15 protein-coding genes are annotated in these 15,742 nt (G+C 40.8%); 5 read left to right on the forward strand and 10 right to left on the reverse strand.

The features are described from left to right. Positions 1 to 18 precede the first annotated feature (18 nt). Genes LCH52_09110 through LCH52_09125 form a run of 4 tightly spaced genes read right to left on the reverse strand, consistent with a single transcriptional unit; the run spans position 19 to position 4,548 of the window. A complete protein-coding gene (locus LCH52_09110) occupies positions 19 to 723 on the reverse strand; it encodes a metallophosphoesterase (protein MCA0388639.1) in 705 nt (234 codons plus the stop codon). A gap of 2 nt (positions 724 to 725) precedes the next feature. Next, on the reverse strand, positions 726 to 2,075 hold the full coding sequence (locus LCH52_09115; GenBank protein MCA0388640.1) for a 4-hydroxybutyrate CoA-transferase: 1,350 nt from the start codon (positions 2,073 to 2,075) through the stop codon (positions 726 to 728). 9 nt (positions 2,076 to 2,084) lie between these two features. Further along, positions 2,085 to 3,206 (reverse strand): alanine dehydrogenase, encoded by a 1,122-nt coding sequence (locus tag LCH52_09120; GenBank protein ID MCA0388641.1) that lies wholly within the window; start codon positions 3,204 to 3,206, stop codon positions 2,085 to 2,087. A gap of 22 nt (positions 3,207 to 3,228) precedes the next feature. Next, positions 3,229 to 4,548 (reverse strand): aminotransferase class I/II-fold pyridoxal phosphate-dependent enzyme, encoded by a 1,320-nt coding sequence (locus LCH52_09125; GenBank protein ID MCA0388642.1) that lies wholly within the window; start codon positions 4,546 to 4,548, stop codon positions 3,229 to 3,231. A 79-nt stretch (positions 4,549 to 4,627) separates the two neighbouring features. Here LCH52_09125 and LCH52_09130 point away from each other — a divergent pair, with 79 nt between their 5' ends. From LCH52_09130 to LCH52_09140, 3 genes are read left to right on the forward strand one after another with little or no spacing between them, the layout of a single operon-like run. After that, positions 4,628 to 5,272, forward strand: coding sequence for a YfiM family protein (locus LCH52_09130; GenBank protein MCA0388643.1), 645 nt, complete (start codon positions 4,628 to 4,630; stop codon positions 5,270 to 5,272). 7 nt (positions 5,273 to 5,279) lie between these two features. Then, positions 5,280 to 6,635: a sigma-54 dependent transcriptional regulator gene (locus LCH52_09135; protein ID MCA0388644.1), complete on the forward strand. Its 1,356-nt coding sequence runs from the start codon at positions 5,280 to 5,282 to the stop codon at positions 6,633 to 6,635. 1 nt (position 6,636) lies between these two features. Next, positions 6,637 to 6,984: a histidine triad nucleotide-binding protein gene (locus tag LCH52_09140; protein ID MCA0388645.1), complete on the forward strand. Its 348-nt coding sequence runs from the start codon at positions 6,637 to 6,639 to the stop codon at positions 6,982 to 6,984. A gap of 33 nt (positions 6,985 to 7,017) precedes the next feature. On the opposite strand, the gene LCH52_09145 is transcribed toward LCH52_09140, so the two are convergent. Continuing rightward, positions 7,018 to 8,658, reverse strand: coding sequence for a M1 family metallopeptidase (locus LCH52_09145; GenBank protein MCA0388646.1), 1,641 nt, complete (start codon positions 8,656 to 8,658; stop codon positions 7,018 to 7,020). Beyond that, positions 8,659 to 9,660, reverse strand: a complete 1,002-nt coding sequence (gene purM, locus LCH52_09150) for a phosphoribosylformylglycinamidine cyclo-ligase (protein ID MCA0388647.1) — start codon at positions 9,658 to 9,660, stop codon at positions 8,659 to 8,661. It abuts the gene before it with no gap. Between the two features lie 112 nt (positions 9,661 to 9,772). Here purM and LCH52_09155 point away from each other — a divergent pair, with 112 nt between their 5' ends. Continuing rightward, positions 9,773 to 11,779, forward strand: a complete 2,007-nt coding sequence (locus LCH52_09155; protein MCA0388648.1) for a hypothetical protein — start codon at positions 9,773 to 9,775, stop codon at positions 11,777 to 11,779. On the opposite strand, the gene LCH52_09160 is transcribed toward LCH52_09155, so the two are convergent. From LCH52_09160 to LCH52_09175, 4 genes are read right to left on the reverse strand one after another with little or no spacing between them, the layout of a single operon-like run. Then, positions 11,776 to 12,114: an STAS domain-containing protein gene (locus LCH52_09160; protein ID MCA0388649.1), complete on the reverse strand. Its 339-nt coding sequence runs from the start codon at positions 12,112 to 12,114 to the stop codon at positions 11,776 to 11,778. The two genes, LCH52_09155 and LCH52_09160, sit on opposite strands and share 4 nt — an antisense overlap. Positions 12,115 to 12,127: 13 nt before the next feature. Then, positions 12,128 to 12,433, reverse strand: coding sequence for an STAS domain-containing protein (locus tag LCH52_09165; GenBank protein MCA0388650.1), 306 nt, complete (start codon positions 12,431 to 12,433; stop codon positions 12,128 to 12,130). 1 nt (position 12,434) lies between these two features. Then, entirely contained in the window at positions 12,435 to 12,857 is a 423-nt protein-coding gene (locus LCH52_09170) for an ATP-binding protein (protein MCA0388651.1), read from the reverse strand. Continuing rightward, a complete protein-coding gene (locus LCH52_09175; protein ID MCA0388652.1) occupies positions 12,857 to 13,918 on the reverse strand; it encodes a DoxX family membrane protein in 1,062 nt (353 codons plus the stop codon). Before LCH52_09175 ends, LCH52_09170 begins: the two co-directional genes overlap by 1 nt. A 125-nt stretch (positions 13,919 to 14,043) precedes the next feature. Here LCH52_09175 and LCH52_09180 point away from each other — a divergent pair, with 125 nt between their 5' ends. Beyond that, positions 14,044 to 15,711, forward strand: a complete 1,668-nt coding sequence (locus LCH52_09180; GenBank protein MCA0388653.1) for a response regulator — start codon at positions 14,044 to 14,046, stop codon at positions 15,709 to 15,711. Positions 15,712 to 15,742 lie beyond the last annotated feature (31 nt).

Here is a 15,742-nt window from a genome sequence, read left to right on the forward strand (position 1 = left end):
AATGTAATAATTTTTGAACTATCTGAAGAATGTCGAGCTAAAATCCCTTTTATCAGTTCGTTCAAAAATGATATCAGCCTCATCTCCTTCTCCAAAAATCAAAGCTGTCAGTTTGTTTCCTGCAGCAGCTCCTGTATCTATGTAATATGCTCTCTGATTTTTATAATACTTGAAGTTTGGAACAGGTGTGTGTCCAACAATCTGAATCTTGTTTGTTTTTAACAATTCGGCTCTGTTCCAAAGCAATCCGTTCTCATTGTCAATATTGTCGATTGCCAGTTGATTTAATTTCTGTACATCGATATTTCCGCTGTTATCCAGGATCGAAAGCCAGTGTTTTCCTATTCCTGCATGCGAAATAATATGTCGAGGCAGATCATAGAAAAGCGGAAGACTCCCAACAAACTCCAGGTGATCCACCAGACGCCCAGGATTATGCTCATAGTCATAAAGGGTCTTGGAAGATGAATTATATATCCACAGGTTTGCAGGCGAACTGTCAGGACTGGTGAAATAGCTGAAAAACATCCGGTCATGGTTCCCCAGGACCGGATGTATATTTTCTTCCATTACGAAATCCAACACTTCAGGTGAATAATTACCACGGTCGACAAGATCGCCCGTACAGTAAAATTCTATATCCTCATAGGTCTCTTTCACTCGCGTGTGCAGACTTCGCAAAGTATTTACACAACCGTGAATATCGCCAATAACCGCGAACATTTTTAGATATATTTTACTGATTTGGCATAAAATTCAAGTTCTTCCCTGAATTTGGGATGAGCAATGTTGATTAATTCTCTAACTCTTTCTCTGACAGTTTTGCCCCACAGTTGGGCAACACCGTATTCAGTGACCACATAATGGACATCACCACGGTTGGTCACTACTCCGGCACCCGGCTTTAACTGGGTGGTTATTCTCGAGATTAAGCCATCTTTTGTAGTAGATGGCAAAGCGATTATAGGCTTTCCTCCTTCGGATCTAGTCGCACCTCTGATGAAATCCACCTGGCCTCCAAACCCGCTGTAGAGTCGGGGTCCAATTGAGTCTGAACAAACCTGTCCTGTAATATCCACTTCCAAAGCAGCATTAATGGCAACCATTTTTTTATTTTTGGCGATAATGAACGGGTCGTTTACATATTCCTGTGGATGAAATTCAATCAAAGGATTGTTGTCAATAAACTGGTAAAGTTTTGTTGTTCCGAGGACGAATCCGGCAATTATCTTCCCTTCGTGGAGTCCCTTTTTACTGTTGGTTATAATTCCTCGATCCACCAGATCAATCAGACCATCACTGAATGTTTCAGAATGAATTCCCAAATCCCTTTTATCACCAAGAAATTTCAATACATTATCCGGGATCACACCTATTCCGAGTTGGAGTGTGGAACCATTCTCTATCAGGTCAGCTATATTTCTGCCTATTGCGGTATATGCAGCATCCATAGCAGGATCGGAGTCCTTGGCACCTTGCGGTAGTTCAAGAATCGGTTCTTCCACTTCAACAATATAATCGATTTTGCTGATGTGGATAAAGCTGTCACCCAACGCCCGTGGCATGTTGGGATTAACCTGTGCTATTACAATGTCGGCATTTTCGGCGGCGGTTTTTATAATTCCCACTTCAACACCGTAACTGCAGAAACCATGCTCATCGGGCGGAGATAGATGCACAAGTGCAACATTGATGTGCAAATAACCTTTTTTTACAAGGATGGGAAATTCGTACAGGTACAATGGCATGAAATCAGCTCTTCCATCACCAACGGCTTTTCTTGCTTCCCCGCCCATAAAAAATGATTTGTGATTGAATGAATCTCTCATCCCGGGTTGCAGATAGGGCAATTCACCAACAGACAGAGCATGAATCAACTGTACATCTCTCAATTCATCTTTTCTTTCAACCAGTGCTTCGATAAGAGTCCTTGGGAACGCACAATTCGAATGGATGGCGATATTATCACCGGATTTAATAACACTTACTGCCTTTTCGGCACTGACCAACTTGTTCTTGTAGTTCTTTAACATGGAGGATGACAAGCTGGGTTTAACTCTCATTTCATCAGTCATTTTCGTTACCTAATTATTTGAAAATATATGAATTCTTCTGAATTCGACATTAAAAGTTTCTGCGATTGCTTCGTTGGAGCAGAAACCACTCATTGTACAGACACCTTTTGTCAGTCCGTGATCGCCCATTAATGCACTGTTTACTCCCTTGTCCGCTATCGACTGAATATAAGGAAGTGCTGCGTTGGTGAGTCCAAAACTCGCAGTTCTGGCAACAAGTGCGGTCATGTTGGGAACGCAGTAATGAATAACATTGTGCATTACATATGTGGGACTTGACAGACTTGTAGGTCTGCTTGTTTCAATACATCCTCCCTGATCTATTGAAACATCTATTATTACACTCCCCTTTTTCATTGTTTTCACCATCTCTTCGGTTACAAGATTTGGAGTTTTCTCTCCCTTGATCATAACAGCACCAACCAGTACATCTGCAAATTTTACTCCCCTTGATATCGTATAGGGATTTGCAACCACAGTGGTTATCTGCTTGTTGAACATTTTTTCGAGTCTTCTGAGACGGTGGATATCCTTGTCAAGAACTATAACCTGTGCACCTCTTCCAATCGCAGCCTGTGCGGCAACGGTTCCCACAACTCCTGCTCCAAGAATTACTACTGCAGCGGGTGCAACTCCGGGTATTCCACCAAGCAAAACACCTCGGGAAATCTCGTTTGTGGATTCAAGCAGGTTTTCAGCCGCTTGAATTGCCAGTTGACCGGCTATTTCACTCATTGAATGAAGCACAGGCAAGCCTAAATCATCCTCGATAAGTTCCAGACCGATTGAGACAATTTTTTTCTCGATAAATGTGGAAATTATTTTTTTACTTACGACTGCGAGATTTAAAAAGGATACAATAATTTGATCGTCCTGTAAATATCCAAGTTCCTCTTCCGATATTCTGCTGACTTTTACAACCATCTCAGACCGGGCAAATACCTCTTCGCAACTGTAAACAATTCTTGCTCCGACCTGCTTGTACTGCTCATCTGAAAAATGACTTCCATCACCCGCACCGGACTGTATATAGACTGTATGTCCGTTCCTGACCAGCGCATCAACTCCTGCCGGTGCAAGAGCGACTCTTTTCTCTTCGAATTTTGTTTCTTTTGGTATTCCTATTCTCATTGTGAATCCGAATTGTTTGTTCTTAAATTTGTTCCAGTGATCTCGCAAGATCTTTAATGATATCGTCAGGATTTTCTATTCCGACTGCCAGCCTTATCCCTCCGGGGTGTATACCGTGACCCGGTAACTCCGAAGCCGGTATAACCGAGTGTGTCATGGTTGCAGGATGTTCAATAAGTGTTCTGGTGTGCCCGAGACTGACTGCCAGAGTGAGTGTGTATGCATACTTTGCTGCATAATTCATAACAATTCTTGCTTTTTCCTTCTGCTCCTCGAGTGTATCACCTTTTACTCCAAAAAACATCAGACTTCCCGGTGCAAAATTACCTTTAAAGTCAGTCATCTGTTTTTGTGCGAGTTCGTAAAATCTGTAGGAAGGTAATCCGGGATAATTAACGAACTCCACTTTTGGGTGATTTACAAGAAACCCGGCAATTTTTCCGGCATTTTCTGTCTGTCTGCTGATTCGGAGGTGCAATGTAGGTAATCCGTAGGTCAGAACGGTCCAGGCGGCTTTCGTACCCAGAACAGCTCCAAAGTCTTTTCTGTATAGTAAAAGCAGACTCTGAAACTTTTTCGGCCCAATTACAACCCCCCCCATGTCAGTCCCGAATCCTCCAATTCCCTTCGTAAGGGAGTGAACTGAAAAATCTGCTCCCAGTTCAATGGGCCTCTGACAAAATGGAGTGGCAAAAGTGTTGTCGACTACGATATATATCCAGTCCTGTTCCGCCCGTTTTTTGTTCTCTTCATCCACGATTTTTCTTATTTCACCAATGTCGATCAGATCAAGATTCGGATTTCCCGGTGTTTCGAAGTAGATTACTTTAGTATCCGGGGTTATAAGATTGGCGAGGTCTTCCGTCTGAGTAAGATCGGTTGAAACATACCGGATATTCAGTCTGGGGTACCAGTTTTTGAAGAGGGAAAAAGTGCAGCCATACAAAGTTCTGTGCGCAATAATCTCATCACCCGCACGAAGCAGGACACCCAGAACGGCGGAAATTGCTCCCATACCTGTTGTATAGGTGACTGCCATTTCACCTTTTTCAATATACGACAGATTCTCTTCGAGTAAATCCTTGTTAGGTTCACCAAGTCTGTCGTAAATATAGATTGGTTGAAGTTCAGAGTTTAATACATTTGTATCACCAAATTCCAGAAAACCTTCGGCTCCTCTCTCAACTGAATCGAGCCTGAAGATAACTGAAGATGAAAGTGGTGAAACCACATGATGGGAATAGTCCCATTTAGAGCTGACATTCTTACCGTATATAAGATGTGTTTCAGCCGAATAGAGAGACTCGTCGAGCATTTCATTGCTCTTGTTATTCGTCTCCATATGATCTCCTTTTATACCTATAATTATTATGTAAACTTACAAAAATAACTCGAGATGAGAAAGTTTTTTATATTTGGAAATGGCTCCTTTTAAAATATTTCTGATATTGTCAGTAACAATTTCCGGATTCGCAAACATCGTCTATTCTCAGCAAAGTACGACCGGCAGAAATGTGGATCAACTTTCCCGTTATATCTCCTCTCCCGGGTTTGCTGAGATCAGGCAGCAGTATGGAGAACTTGCATCAGTTGACTCCATTTTTAAGGAAAGTCTTATAATTTCAAACTCTGATATATCTGATGCACTGATTGCCTGCACATGGGCTTGTCTCACAGTAAAAGAAGCCACAGTTGTTACACCTCTGTTAAAAATGAGATTGAGCATCCCCTTTTTCTCATCTTCCACTGAAATTTTCAAAGAAAAAAACCGGAATCTTCCCAGATTTCTTTTTTATGATTCACCAAAGACAGAATATGGCGATATCGACAAGTTGTCTCATTTTTTTGGATCTGCATTTCTTGAGTACAACAGTTTTATCCCGGGGATTACAGAGCTTTTTGGCTATTTTATCGAAGTATTCGAAGAATCTTTCAAAATTGACTCAAAATTTTCAGGCAAAGATATTTCTGTTAACTTGCTGGGAATTAAATTTGGAAATGAATTAAGAAAAAAAAGCGGGGAACTCCCGTCAAATTACCTGAAATTGTATAAACCGAATAAATAGACACCAAATGCCAAGAATACTTATTGTAGATGATGAGCCCGGAATAAGAGAAAGTATCGCAATGATCCTCGACTATGAGGGTTATGAAACCGGATCTGCAGAAAATGGAGAACGGGCACTCACATTAATAAAAGAAGACAAGTTTGATGCTGTCCTGCTCGATATCAATATGCCCGGAATGGATGGATTCCAGACTCTTAAGCATATCAGGGAAATTGACAAGAATCTGAATGTTGTAATTATTTCTGCCTATGGCAACATAGACAATGCGATAAAAGCAACCAGAAACGGAGCTTTCGATTTTCTTGAAAAGCCCGTCGACAGGGAAAAGTTGCTCATAACCGTGAGGAATGCATCTGAAACTGCAATTCTGAAAAAAGAATTTGAGACAATCAAGAAAGAGATTGAAGCTCCTTCTCCTATTCTCGGCATTTCATCACAGATAACCTCGATTCTTGAAATAATTAAAAAAGTAGCCCCGACGGATGCCAGGATTCTGATTCTTGGCGAAAACGGTACCGGCAAAGAGCTTGTAGCAAGAGCAATTCACTCCGCGTCTCCCCGCTCTTCGATGCCTTTTGTGGAGGTAAATTGCGCTGCGATACCAAATGAGTTGATCGAATCTGAACTGTTTGGTCACGAAAAGGGGTCTTTTACCGGTGCCATGAACCAAAGGACGGGGAAATTTGAACTTGCCGACAAGGGTACCCTCTTCCTCGATGAAATTGGTGACATGAGCCTGCAGGCACAGGCAAAAGTTTTAAGGGCAATTGAAGATGGAAAAATTGAACGGGTGGGTGGATCAAAGAAAATACCTGTCGATGTGCGACTTGTTTCGGCAACAAACAGGGATTTGAACGAGATGATCGCCAAAGGTGAATTCAGAGAAGATCTTTATCACCGATTAAATGTGATCCCGGTCAGGGTGCCTCCTCTACGCGAAAGGGTCGATGATATCCCCGTTCTTGTCCGGCACTTTGCAAAAGAAATTGCGACAAAGCATAAAAAAACTGTGCCTCAATTCGCCGATGACGCAATAACCCTCCTCAAAAAACTGAAGTGGACCGGAAATGTGAGAGAGCTTAGAAACATTATCGAGCGGATAATCATTCTGGCTAATTCACCGGTGATAAAACTCGCAGATATCGACTTTCTTCTGCCGGTCGAAAAAGTCTCGATTGATGATCTCATATCTGAGAGCAGTTCTTTTCAGGATTTCAAGGACAAGGCGGAAAAAGCTTATATACTAAGACAACTTGAGATAAACAGTTGGAATATAAGCAAGACAGCCGAAGACCTGGATATCCAAAGGAGTCATTTGTACAACAAACTTAAAAAATACGGTATCGAAAAAGGAGAATAGAATGGCAGAAACCATCTTTTCTAAAATCGTTCGGAAAGAAATCCCGGCGAACATCGTTTTTGAAAATGATGAAGTGCTCGCTTTCAGGGATATCAATCCGAAAGCTCCGGTTCATATTCTTATAATTCCAAAACTGGAAATTGATAAAATTCAAAATTTCGATTTATCCCGGGATTCAGGATTACTAGCTTCTCTAATCGATGCTGCACAAAAAATTGCGGTATCCGAAGGAGTGGACAAATCAGGTTACAGGCTGGTAATCAACAACGGGGATGACAGTGGACAGGAGGTTCATCATTTACACATCCACCTGCTCGGCGGCAGAAAAATGACATGGCCTCCGGGTTGATGATTTTTCTATTGATGTAAAGTGGAAGGAGGATTATTCCTCCTTCTTTAATATAATTTTGTTATCCGGATCAAAAATTACGGATTTCGCCCCTTTTCCGGTTTTAAATCTGAAAGTCTCTCCATTCTCTTTGTTGAATCCTTTGAAAGTTTCTTTCCTTCCGTCTTCATATTCAACCAGAAGTTCGAAATTTGATTTGTAATATACTCTTTCCCAATCCTTTTGAATAAGAGTAATCTCCAGCCAGTCAGATCCATTCTCGGTGAATAAACGCGTCCTGTTAGCGTAAACAGGGTGACCCGGGAAATCGAGCCACTGATGGAAGAACCAGGAATAGTCTCTGCCACTCACCTCATTAGTCAGCTTTACGAAATCTTCTGTTGATGCATTTGCATACATAAAGGAGGGCTCAGACATAAATCTTTTCAACAGATGGAAAAATGTTGAATCGCCAAGCTCCTGTCTCAACATGTGTATCACACATGCGGCTTTTTTATAAACGAGTGCAGGATTGTAAAGTTCACCCCCTGGGGGAGTATTATAGTCCCACGATTTTTCCGAGATGGCTTCCTTGGGGTTTATGATAAAATAGTAATTCGCATAGTCTTCAATGATCGATTTGTAGTAATTCTTCTCTTTTGGTGTCCAAATCTCGACCCAGTGGGCTTCCATATATTCAGCAAAGCCCTCATTTAACCACAGGTCTTTCCAGCTCTTTGGAGAGACAAGATCACCAAACCACTGATGCGAAAATTCGTGTACAATGAGCAGTTCGTCCCAGCAACCGGCACAAAGCGTTATGAAAGACTGGTTTTCCATGCCACCATAAGGAAAATCTGAAGTAAGAGTTGCAAAACCTATCTTCTCGAAAGGATACTTACCAAATCTCTCCTCGAAGAAATCGAGCATATATGGCATTGCTTTTCTGATATAGTCCACACTCTCTTTGTCCTCCCCCTTCCGCCAGTATAGTTCTACCGGAATTTCATTGCCGGTCAATTTAGAACTTACATTAAACTTTTCAGTTTTGTAATCTGAAGAAGCGGAAAAGACCATTAAATAGGTGGACATCGGGAACCGGCTCTTCCAGTACCATTTTTTTATTCCTGCTGAATCGCTGACACTTTCGAGCAGTCCTACGGCACCAACAGTGATGTTGGATGGCACCGAAATTTTAGCGGAGAAAAATGCCTTGTCACTCGGATGATCTTTACAAATGAACCAGTCCCTCGCTTCTATCGGTGCATTATTGGTAAAGACGGATCCGGGAGAAACATACAATCCTTCATCAATCACTCCGGTATGTGCATATTTCATCGAGAAGACTATCGTGTCCCCCTTTTTTACACTTTTATCAAGTAGAAAATGGACTTTGTCACCATCCCGTTCTGAAATTTGTAAATGACCTGACACACTTTTAATTTCAATTGAATTCTTCGAAGCATTTAGCCAGATATTTCCATCTTTAGGAAAGTGTTTGACCGCAAGAGAGATAATCTCCTCTCCCTCAAAAGCTCGATTGTTTCTCTTTTTGAATGCATCTACGAGGTTGAGTTCAAGATGATACGAAATTACATCGATACAAGTGTCGAAAGGTTTACCGGTAACCTCTTGCGAAAAAGTGTTAATCGAAAAAGATAAAATCAGAATGGCTAAAGGAATGAATCGCCTCATCTATGCGGTTACCACCTTACCCATTACAACAGGAGTCTCACCTTCTTTCAGGGAGATTTTTGTAACAGCGTCAACATTGGATTCCGGTACCACTGCAACAAGCCCGACTCCAAGATTGAAGACATGTCGCATCTCTTCATCGGAAATGTTGCCGGTCTTTTGGATGATATTAAATATTGCAGGAAACTCCCAGGCGGACCAATCAATAGAGAGAGCCAAACCTTCCCGTAGAATTCTGTTTGTGTTTCCTTCTATACCTCCTCCGGTGATATGGGAGAGCCCCGAAACCAGATCATGCTCAGTAAAGGCTCTAATCAATTTTAAATACGATTTGTGGATGCTCAACAACTCCTCACCATAGGATTTACCAAGATCCTCCGAATAGTCAGTCGGTAAAAACTTTGAGAATAATACTTTCCTCGCAAGAGAGTAACCGTTCGTATGCAAACCTGAGGACTTGAATCCTATCAGCAGATTACCATTCTTAATTTTTGATCCGTTTATTACCTTTTCCTTCTCGACCACACCAACGATGGTTCCCGACATGTCATATTCCCCCTCGTTGTACAAACCGGGCATCTCAGCGGTCTCCCCACCAATAAGTGCACAACCGTTCTCGAGACAGCCTTGTGTAAACCCTTTGACAATATCCTCTGCAACGGCGGGATTCAGTTTTCCGAACGCCATGTAATCCAGAAAATAAAGAGGTTCCGCTCCGCATACAGCAATATCATTAACACAATGATTCACAAGATCGTGACCAACCGTATCATGTTTTCCCATCGCAAATGCCACTTTTAACTTTGTTCCTACACCGTCCACGCTTGAAACCAGAACCGGTTTTTTATATTTTTCAAGATCAAGTTCATAAAATGAGCCAAAAAGCCCGATATCACTCAGGACACTTTTATTAAAGGTGGATTTTGCCATTTTCTTGATTCTTCTTACTGTTTCTTCACCGGCTTCTATACTCACTCCGGCTTTTTCATATGTCTCGCTCAATTTCTCTCCGTTTTTGTGCTATTCACCAAAAAGAAAATTCTTTTAAAGTGTAAATTAAAGATTTACTATTTTTAATTTATGGAAAATCGGAAAACTTTAAAAGGAAATGCAGATGCCTAACTATTTCACGGCGGTTTTATTCCTGTTATGTACCTTAATGGTCAACTTTTCTTACCCTCAGGCAGAAAAAATTGTTCCTCAGAACAATCACTCCAGCGGAGTAAGAACTGCCGTTATCTCACCAGACGGTACAATCTGCATAACCTCCGGATTCGATAATCTGCTTAAGATTTGGGATTACGATACAGGCATTCTGACAGGAAATATTAAAAATTTGCCGGGTGTTGTCAATTCAATGAATTTCTTCTCCGGGAATATTTTACTCACCGGTGACTCGAAGGGTGTGGTCAGTCTTTATGATATTGAGTCAATGAAGCTTCTATCGAAAAGGAAAATTTCAACAAGGGCAATTAATAGTGTTATATTCGATAAAACTTCAAATATTATTTGGTGCAGCGGTTTTGGGGGTCTTCTGATTGGGCTGGATCCCGATTCCCTGACTACACTATTTGACATGAAAAACCTTCCTGCAGATATCAACACAGCAACTTTTGCCAAAGAAACCGGTATTCTGTATTTGGGGGCAACTTCAGGAAAACTGTATCTCTTCGATACCCGTCAGCAGAAAATCACCGATTCAAGCGAGATATTCGATTCAGATGTATCAGGACTTCAAAATTTCGACGACGGGAAAGTGCTGCTTGCTTCATCTTTTAACGGTGATATAAAATTTTTTGATTGTAATCCTGCCGGAACACCTAAACAGAACAGAGTCATGAGTACAAAACCTGTTTCAATGATTACCTCTCTGTCAGCCTCCCCCTCCGGAAGACTGGCAGCAGCTACAACCCTCGAAAATCAGATTTTACTGATAAATATCGGTGAAAAAACCATCTACAAATCATTTAACGCACATGAATATACCTTGTCGCTTTTCCTTTTCAAAAATGATACCGAGGGTGTCAGTTTCTCATTCGGCTTCAGATCACTTTTTTGGGATCTAAACAAAACAGAACTGGAAAAAAGAGAATTTAACTCTTTTCAGGGAGAAATTGCACTCTTCGCATCAGGAAAAGACTATCTTGTTTACTCCACCTCCGGTGGTGAAGTATTCAAAGTTGCATTAAATGGCACATTTAAACCTGAGAATATTTATAAAGCTCTCTCCCCCGTAACTGCTCTTTCGCTCAACAACAATGGCAAAAAAGTGGCAATTGGCAATCAGGATGGAGAAATATGTGTGATAAACCTGCAAAACGGAGAGATTGATTTGTTGGAGAAAATCCACGAAAAAGAAATAATTTCGTTAAAGTTTAGCAAGGATTTTCTGATTTCAAGCGGTGGCGACCGAAAATTAAAAATTATGCCTGCAAATGCCTTAGGTGCCCTCAATGCCATTACTTCCGAGCTAAAAGGTAAATTTACTTCAACGGGATTTTCAGAGGAGCTCAAACTTGCCATTGCCGGAACATATGAGGGTGTTATCTACTTTGTCGATCCTTTTACAGGGAAAAAGGAAAGCACCTTCTCCGGACACACAGGAGCTGTTAACTCGGTTGTTACAGGTGACAAGGGTGGGTATCTGGTTTCAACTTCTGACGACAGGACTACCCGTTTTTGGAACACGAATCAGTTGTTTAATTTTAGAACCTACCAGAATGAGAACGGGATAGTTTCAGGTGCAATATTCAACACCAAAGGAAGTGTGCTGACAACCGGAGATGGCGGGCTTCTCTCATCAATAGAGATAGAGAAGGGAGCAATTTCTCAATTCGAAGAGAGTGATTTCGCTTTAACCGGTTTATCCGAATTCGGAAAATCACATGTCGCAGCGCTTTCCTCCACCGGATTGTTACAGATTTGGGACAGAATGAACGGAAATCTCGAGTTTACTCTTTTTATCCAAGATGGAAAGATCAGTCTGCTCTCCACGAGGGATGCCGTGGAATTTACAAACGGCGATAATAAACTGCTCTTCAATATCGCCGTTCCAAAAAATATCGGGAAAGGGAAACAAACCGTCAAGAAACCATTAGACAATCTAAAGCCGGTTTTCTAACCTTTTATGCCTTCGAGCGCTTCTTCGACAGATGAATATCTTTCGAGCAGCGAGGAGTATCCTGTGATCCCGAAAAGTTTTTCAACTGTCTCGTTTACATTGCAAAAAACCACTTTTCCGGAGGCATTGTTCATTTTTTGAACAGCCACAATTATGGCTCTTAAACCGGCACTGTTGATAAAATGAAGTGACGAAAAATCCAAAATCAGCCTCTTTTCACCCAATTCGATAATGTCTGTCAAGTGCTTGCTCAAAAGATCAAAATCCTGAATCTCACACCTTCCTTTCAGTTCCAGAATTGTTACATCACTTTTTGTGCTTTTGGTAATATCCATGATTTACTTCCGGTTAATCGATTAAATTAAAAATAGAAAGGTATCCTGTGATATCAAATATCTTTCTGGTTGTTTCGTTCAAATTTGAAATAAAAAGCTGAGTACCCGAAGTTGCAGAGAGTTTGTGTGCCTTCATAAAAACACGAAGACCGGCACTCGAGATAAAAGTGAGTTTAGCACAGTTGATAGTCACTTTTTCCGGCCTTTCAGCGAAAGTATCGGTTACAGCGTTTTCAAGTACCTCCTGAAAAGTTATATCAAGTCTTCCGTCAAGTTCCAGTTCCAATTGTCCGGCGCTCCGGTTGATTTTAATATCCATTTTATTCTCCGGTTTTTGTTTTTGTAATCTTTAAAATATTCCGCTTTCCCTCCCGGGAGTAGACAACAGAATCCATCAATTTTTTAACTATAAAAATTCCCAGTCCTCCAATTTCCCGTTCCTCAGGTGGAATGGAAAGATCAGGATCTGACTTTATCAAAGGATTGAACTCCCTGCCTTCGTCGATAAATTCGAGCCGGAGAGACTTGTCGCTGTAAATCATCCTGATTTCGATTTGTCCCTCTTCCCCTTCCTCATAGGCATAGTAAACAATGTTCGACAATATCTCATCGACTGCTATCAAAATGTCATAGATATCCTTTTGAGCGAAACCCGCTTCCTGTGCTGTCGACTCGATTATTTCGGTCACCTGCACAGTCTCTGCTATTTTGTTTACTATTGAGATATTTCTTGTTAATTCCATTATATTAAATAAGTTAGTGTCAATTCATTAATTCTGTCGATTATTGTTTTTACATTCACACTCTCTCCTTCCATGGTCAGCACAATATTACCGTTTACCAAAAGGATTACTTTTGGGGGTGCCGAATTGAGGTGAGGATAGAATTTTTGAGGTGTCAGCAGGTTATACGAGACACTCCCACCCGACTTGGAAAAAAATGGTTCAATTTGATCCTCAGAGCCTAAAAACAGGTAATATCTTCCGGTTCTTTTCAGGGATGCCGAATTTTGATTCAAAGCGGTTGCGACTGCCAGGCAATGATCGCAATCAAGGCTTAAAAAAGCTACTATCATAATTCCTTTATCTGCTCCGGGTACCAGTTGACTGTAAATCGAAACGACAGGAGGATATTTTGATGCTAAAGGTGGCTTCTCATCAGACTTTTTCACTATAACTGTATCTTTTTTCTTATTTGTTTCCTTCTCAATTGAATTCAGGCTGTCTGTTTTTGCCGTCTGCACCATGGTATCTGTCAAAACCGGTTCAAGCAGAGGTTTCGAGACTTCAGGGGCTTTCAAGACTTCATAAGGTTTAACCGGAAAAAGCACCAGAATCGTTACCAGCACGACAACATAACCTGCAGCAATATGCACGAATGTGTATTTCTTCTCTGCCTCAATTGCAAAATACAAATAACCGACAGTTCCCATAAAAATCAAATTCTTAAGAATCGATTGAAGTGCTGTCATTGGGATCATTTCACCAAAACAACCGCAATTGTCACCCCCTTTGCCTGTAAACTCCAGAATTGCCAGATAGACGGTGAAAACAAGCAGCAACAAAAAAGATGCGGGAAGTGTAAATTTTCGAAGTTTGATGTTCAAGAGAAACAATAATCCCAGAAACAGCTCAAACGAGATCATCGCCCGCGAAAACCAGGGTACCAGTTCCCAGTTCATTATCCCCTGTTGCACTGTGACGGTCTCAAACGCCTCAATTGGAAAAAGTTTACTGATTCCGGAGAAGATGAACATAACTCCGAGCGAAATCGACAAAATTTTCTGAACCAGCTCTCGCGACATATCTCTTTGTTTATTCTTTCTATGTATTAAGCCCAAATTTAACAATTTTTTTTAAGTTTTCAATTGAAATTCTTTTTCTAACCGAAGAAATTAATATTTTTACGGAACAATAATTTGACAGTTTGATGACCGACTCCATTCTTCTCCTTTTAACGCTGCTAAACCTCGTGTTCTTTCTCTTCTATTTCATCATTTTAAGGAAGAGACAAATCACTCCCAAGGAGAAAGAGATTTCATCTCTAACGGGCGATTCAGAATCCGGGAATAGCCCAAAATCCCTTGACAGTAAAGAATCCTCCCTCTATTTTCAACTTCTGGAGTCACTCTTCGAGCGCTCCTCACTCGGTATACTGCTCCTGGATGAAAAAGGTCAACTGATCGGTAAAAACAGAAGTGCCATTGATATTCTGGAAATAAGCTCCGATCCGGATATAATCGGTAGTCTTGATGATATGGAGAGAATATTTCCTGAAATTTTTAATGCTGAAAGAAGACTTAAAAAAGACTTCTCTAACTATGTCAGTTACGATACTGTAATTGAAAGGGATGACAAATCCACTTTTCTTCGCGTCAACTACTTCTGGTTTAAAACTCCTGCCGGAACAGATGCACTGGTTATTCAGATAAGCGACTACACCAGCTACAAGATTTTCGAAAATGAGCTTATCCGTTCCAAAAATGAGGCTCAAACTCTCAACAGAATGAAATCATTATTCCTCGCAAACATGAGCCATGAGATAAGAACCCCAATGAACGGCATAATTGGTTTCTCAGCACTGCTGAAGGAAGATCTGGAAGATCAGGGACAGCTTGAAATGGCTGAAAGAGTATATAACAGTGCCATAAAACTTATGGAAACACTGGAAGCGGTTCTGGACCTCTCAAAACTTGAGATTGAAAACTACAGATCTGAAAAACATAGTGTGGATCTGGGAGAAATTGTTGTTCAGGTTTACAACGGATTCAACGATTTAGTCGAAAAGAAACAACTTAAACTTAGCTATGTAATTCCTGAACATCCCGTAATTATTGAAATAGATGAGGTGATACTCGTTAAGATAATCCGGCAGCTCCTCTCTAATGCAATAAAGTTTACCCACACGGGGGGAATTTTAATAAGACTCGGGGTTGAAAACCTGAAAAAACAAAGAATCATCTCAATTTCAGTTGAGGACACCGGAATAGGTATCTCGCTTAAGGATCAGGAGATAATTTTTGATGAGTTTCGACAGGTTTCTGAAGGAATTGGCAGAAATTATGAAGGCGTAGGCATCGGGTTAAGCATAGTCAAGAGATTTTGTGAGATGATAGACGCTAAAATTTCAATTAAAAGTTCACCGGGGAACGGCTCCAAATTTACTCTAAAATTAAAGTCGGATACTTTGATACGGGAAACCGATTCTGATGAAATGAAAGAAAAATTGAATGGTTATCCTAAAAAAAGCATTCTTATCGTTGAGGATGATTACACCAACCGTGAACTGATTAAAATATACCTCTCCGGAGAGTACGAAATCAAACTGGTTTCATCTGCAAATGAAGCAATTGAAGCACTCGAAAAATCTTCTTTCGATTTTCTAATGACCGACATCAATCTCGGTGCTGGAATGAACGGGATTGAGCTCTTCATGCAAATAAAAAACACTCTTCCAAATGTGCCTGTGGCTATTGCAATGTCCGCATACTTTCTTACCAATACTGAGAAAGAGTGCCTTGAAGCGGGATTTACCAGCTTTATCTCAAAACCGCTCAAACGAAAGAGACTCTTTGAGATTTTAAACCAGCAATATTAAAGTTCTTTCAAAATTTCACTGCTTTTCGTAA

The sequence above is a fragment of the Bacteroidota bacterium genome (assembly GCA_020161395.1).
Taxonomy (GTDB): domain Bacteria; phylum Bacteroidota; class Ignavibacteria; order Ignavibacteriales; family Ignavibacteriaceae; genus UTCHB3.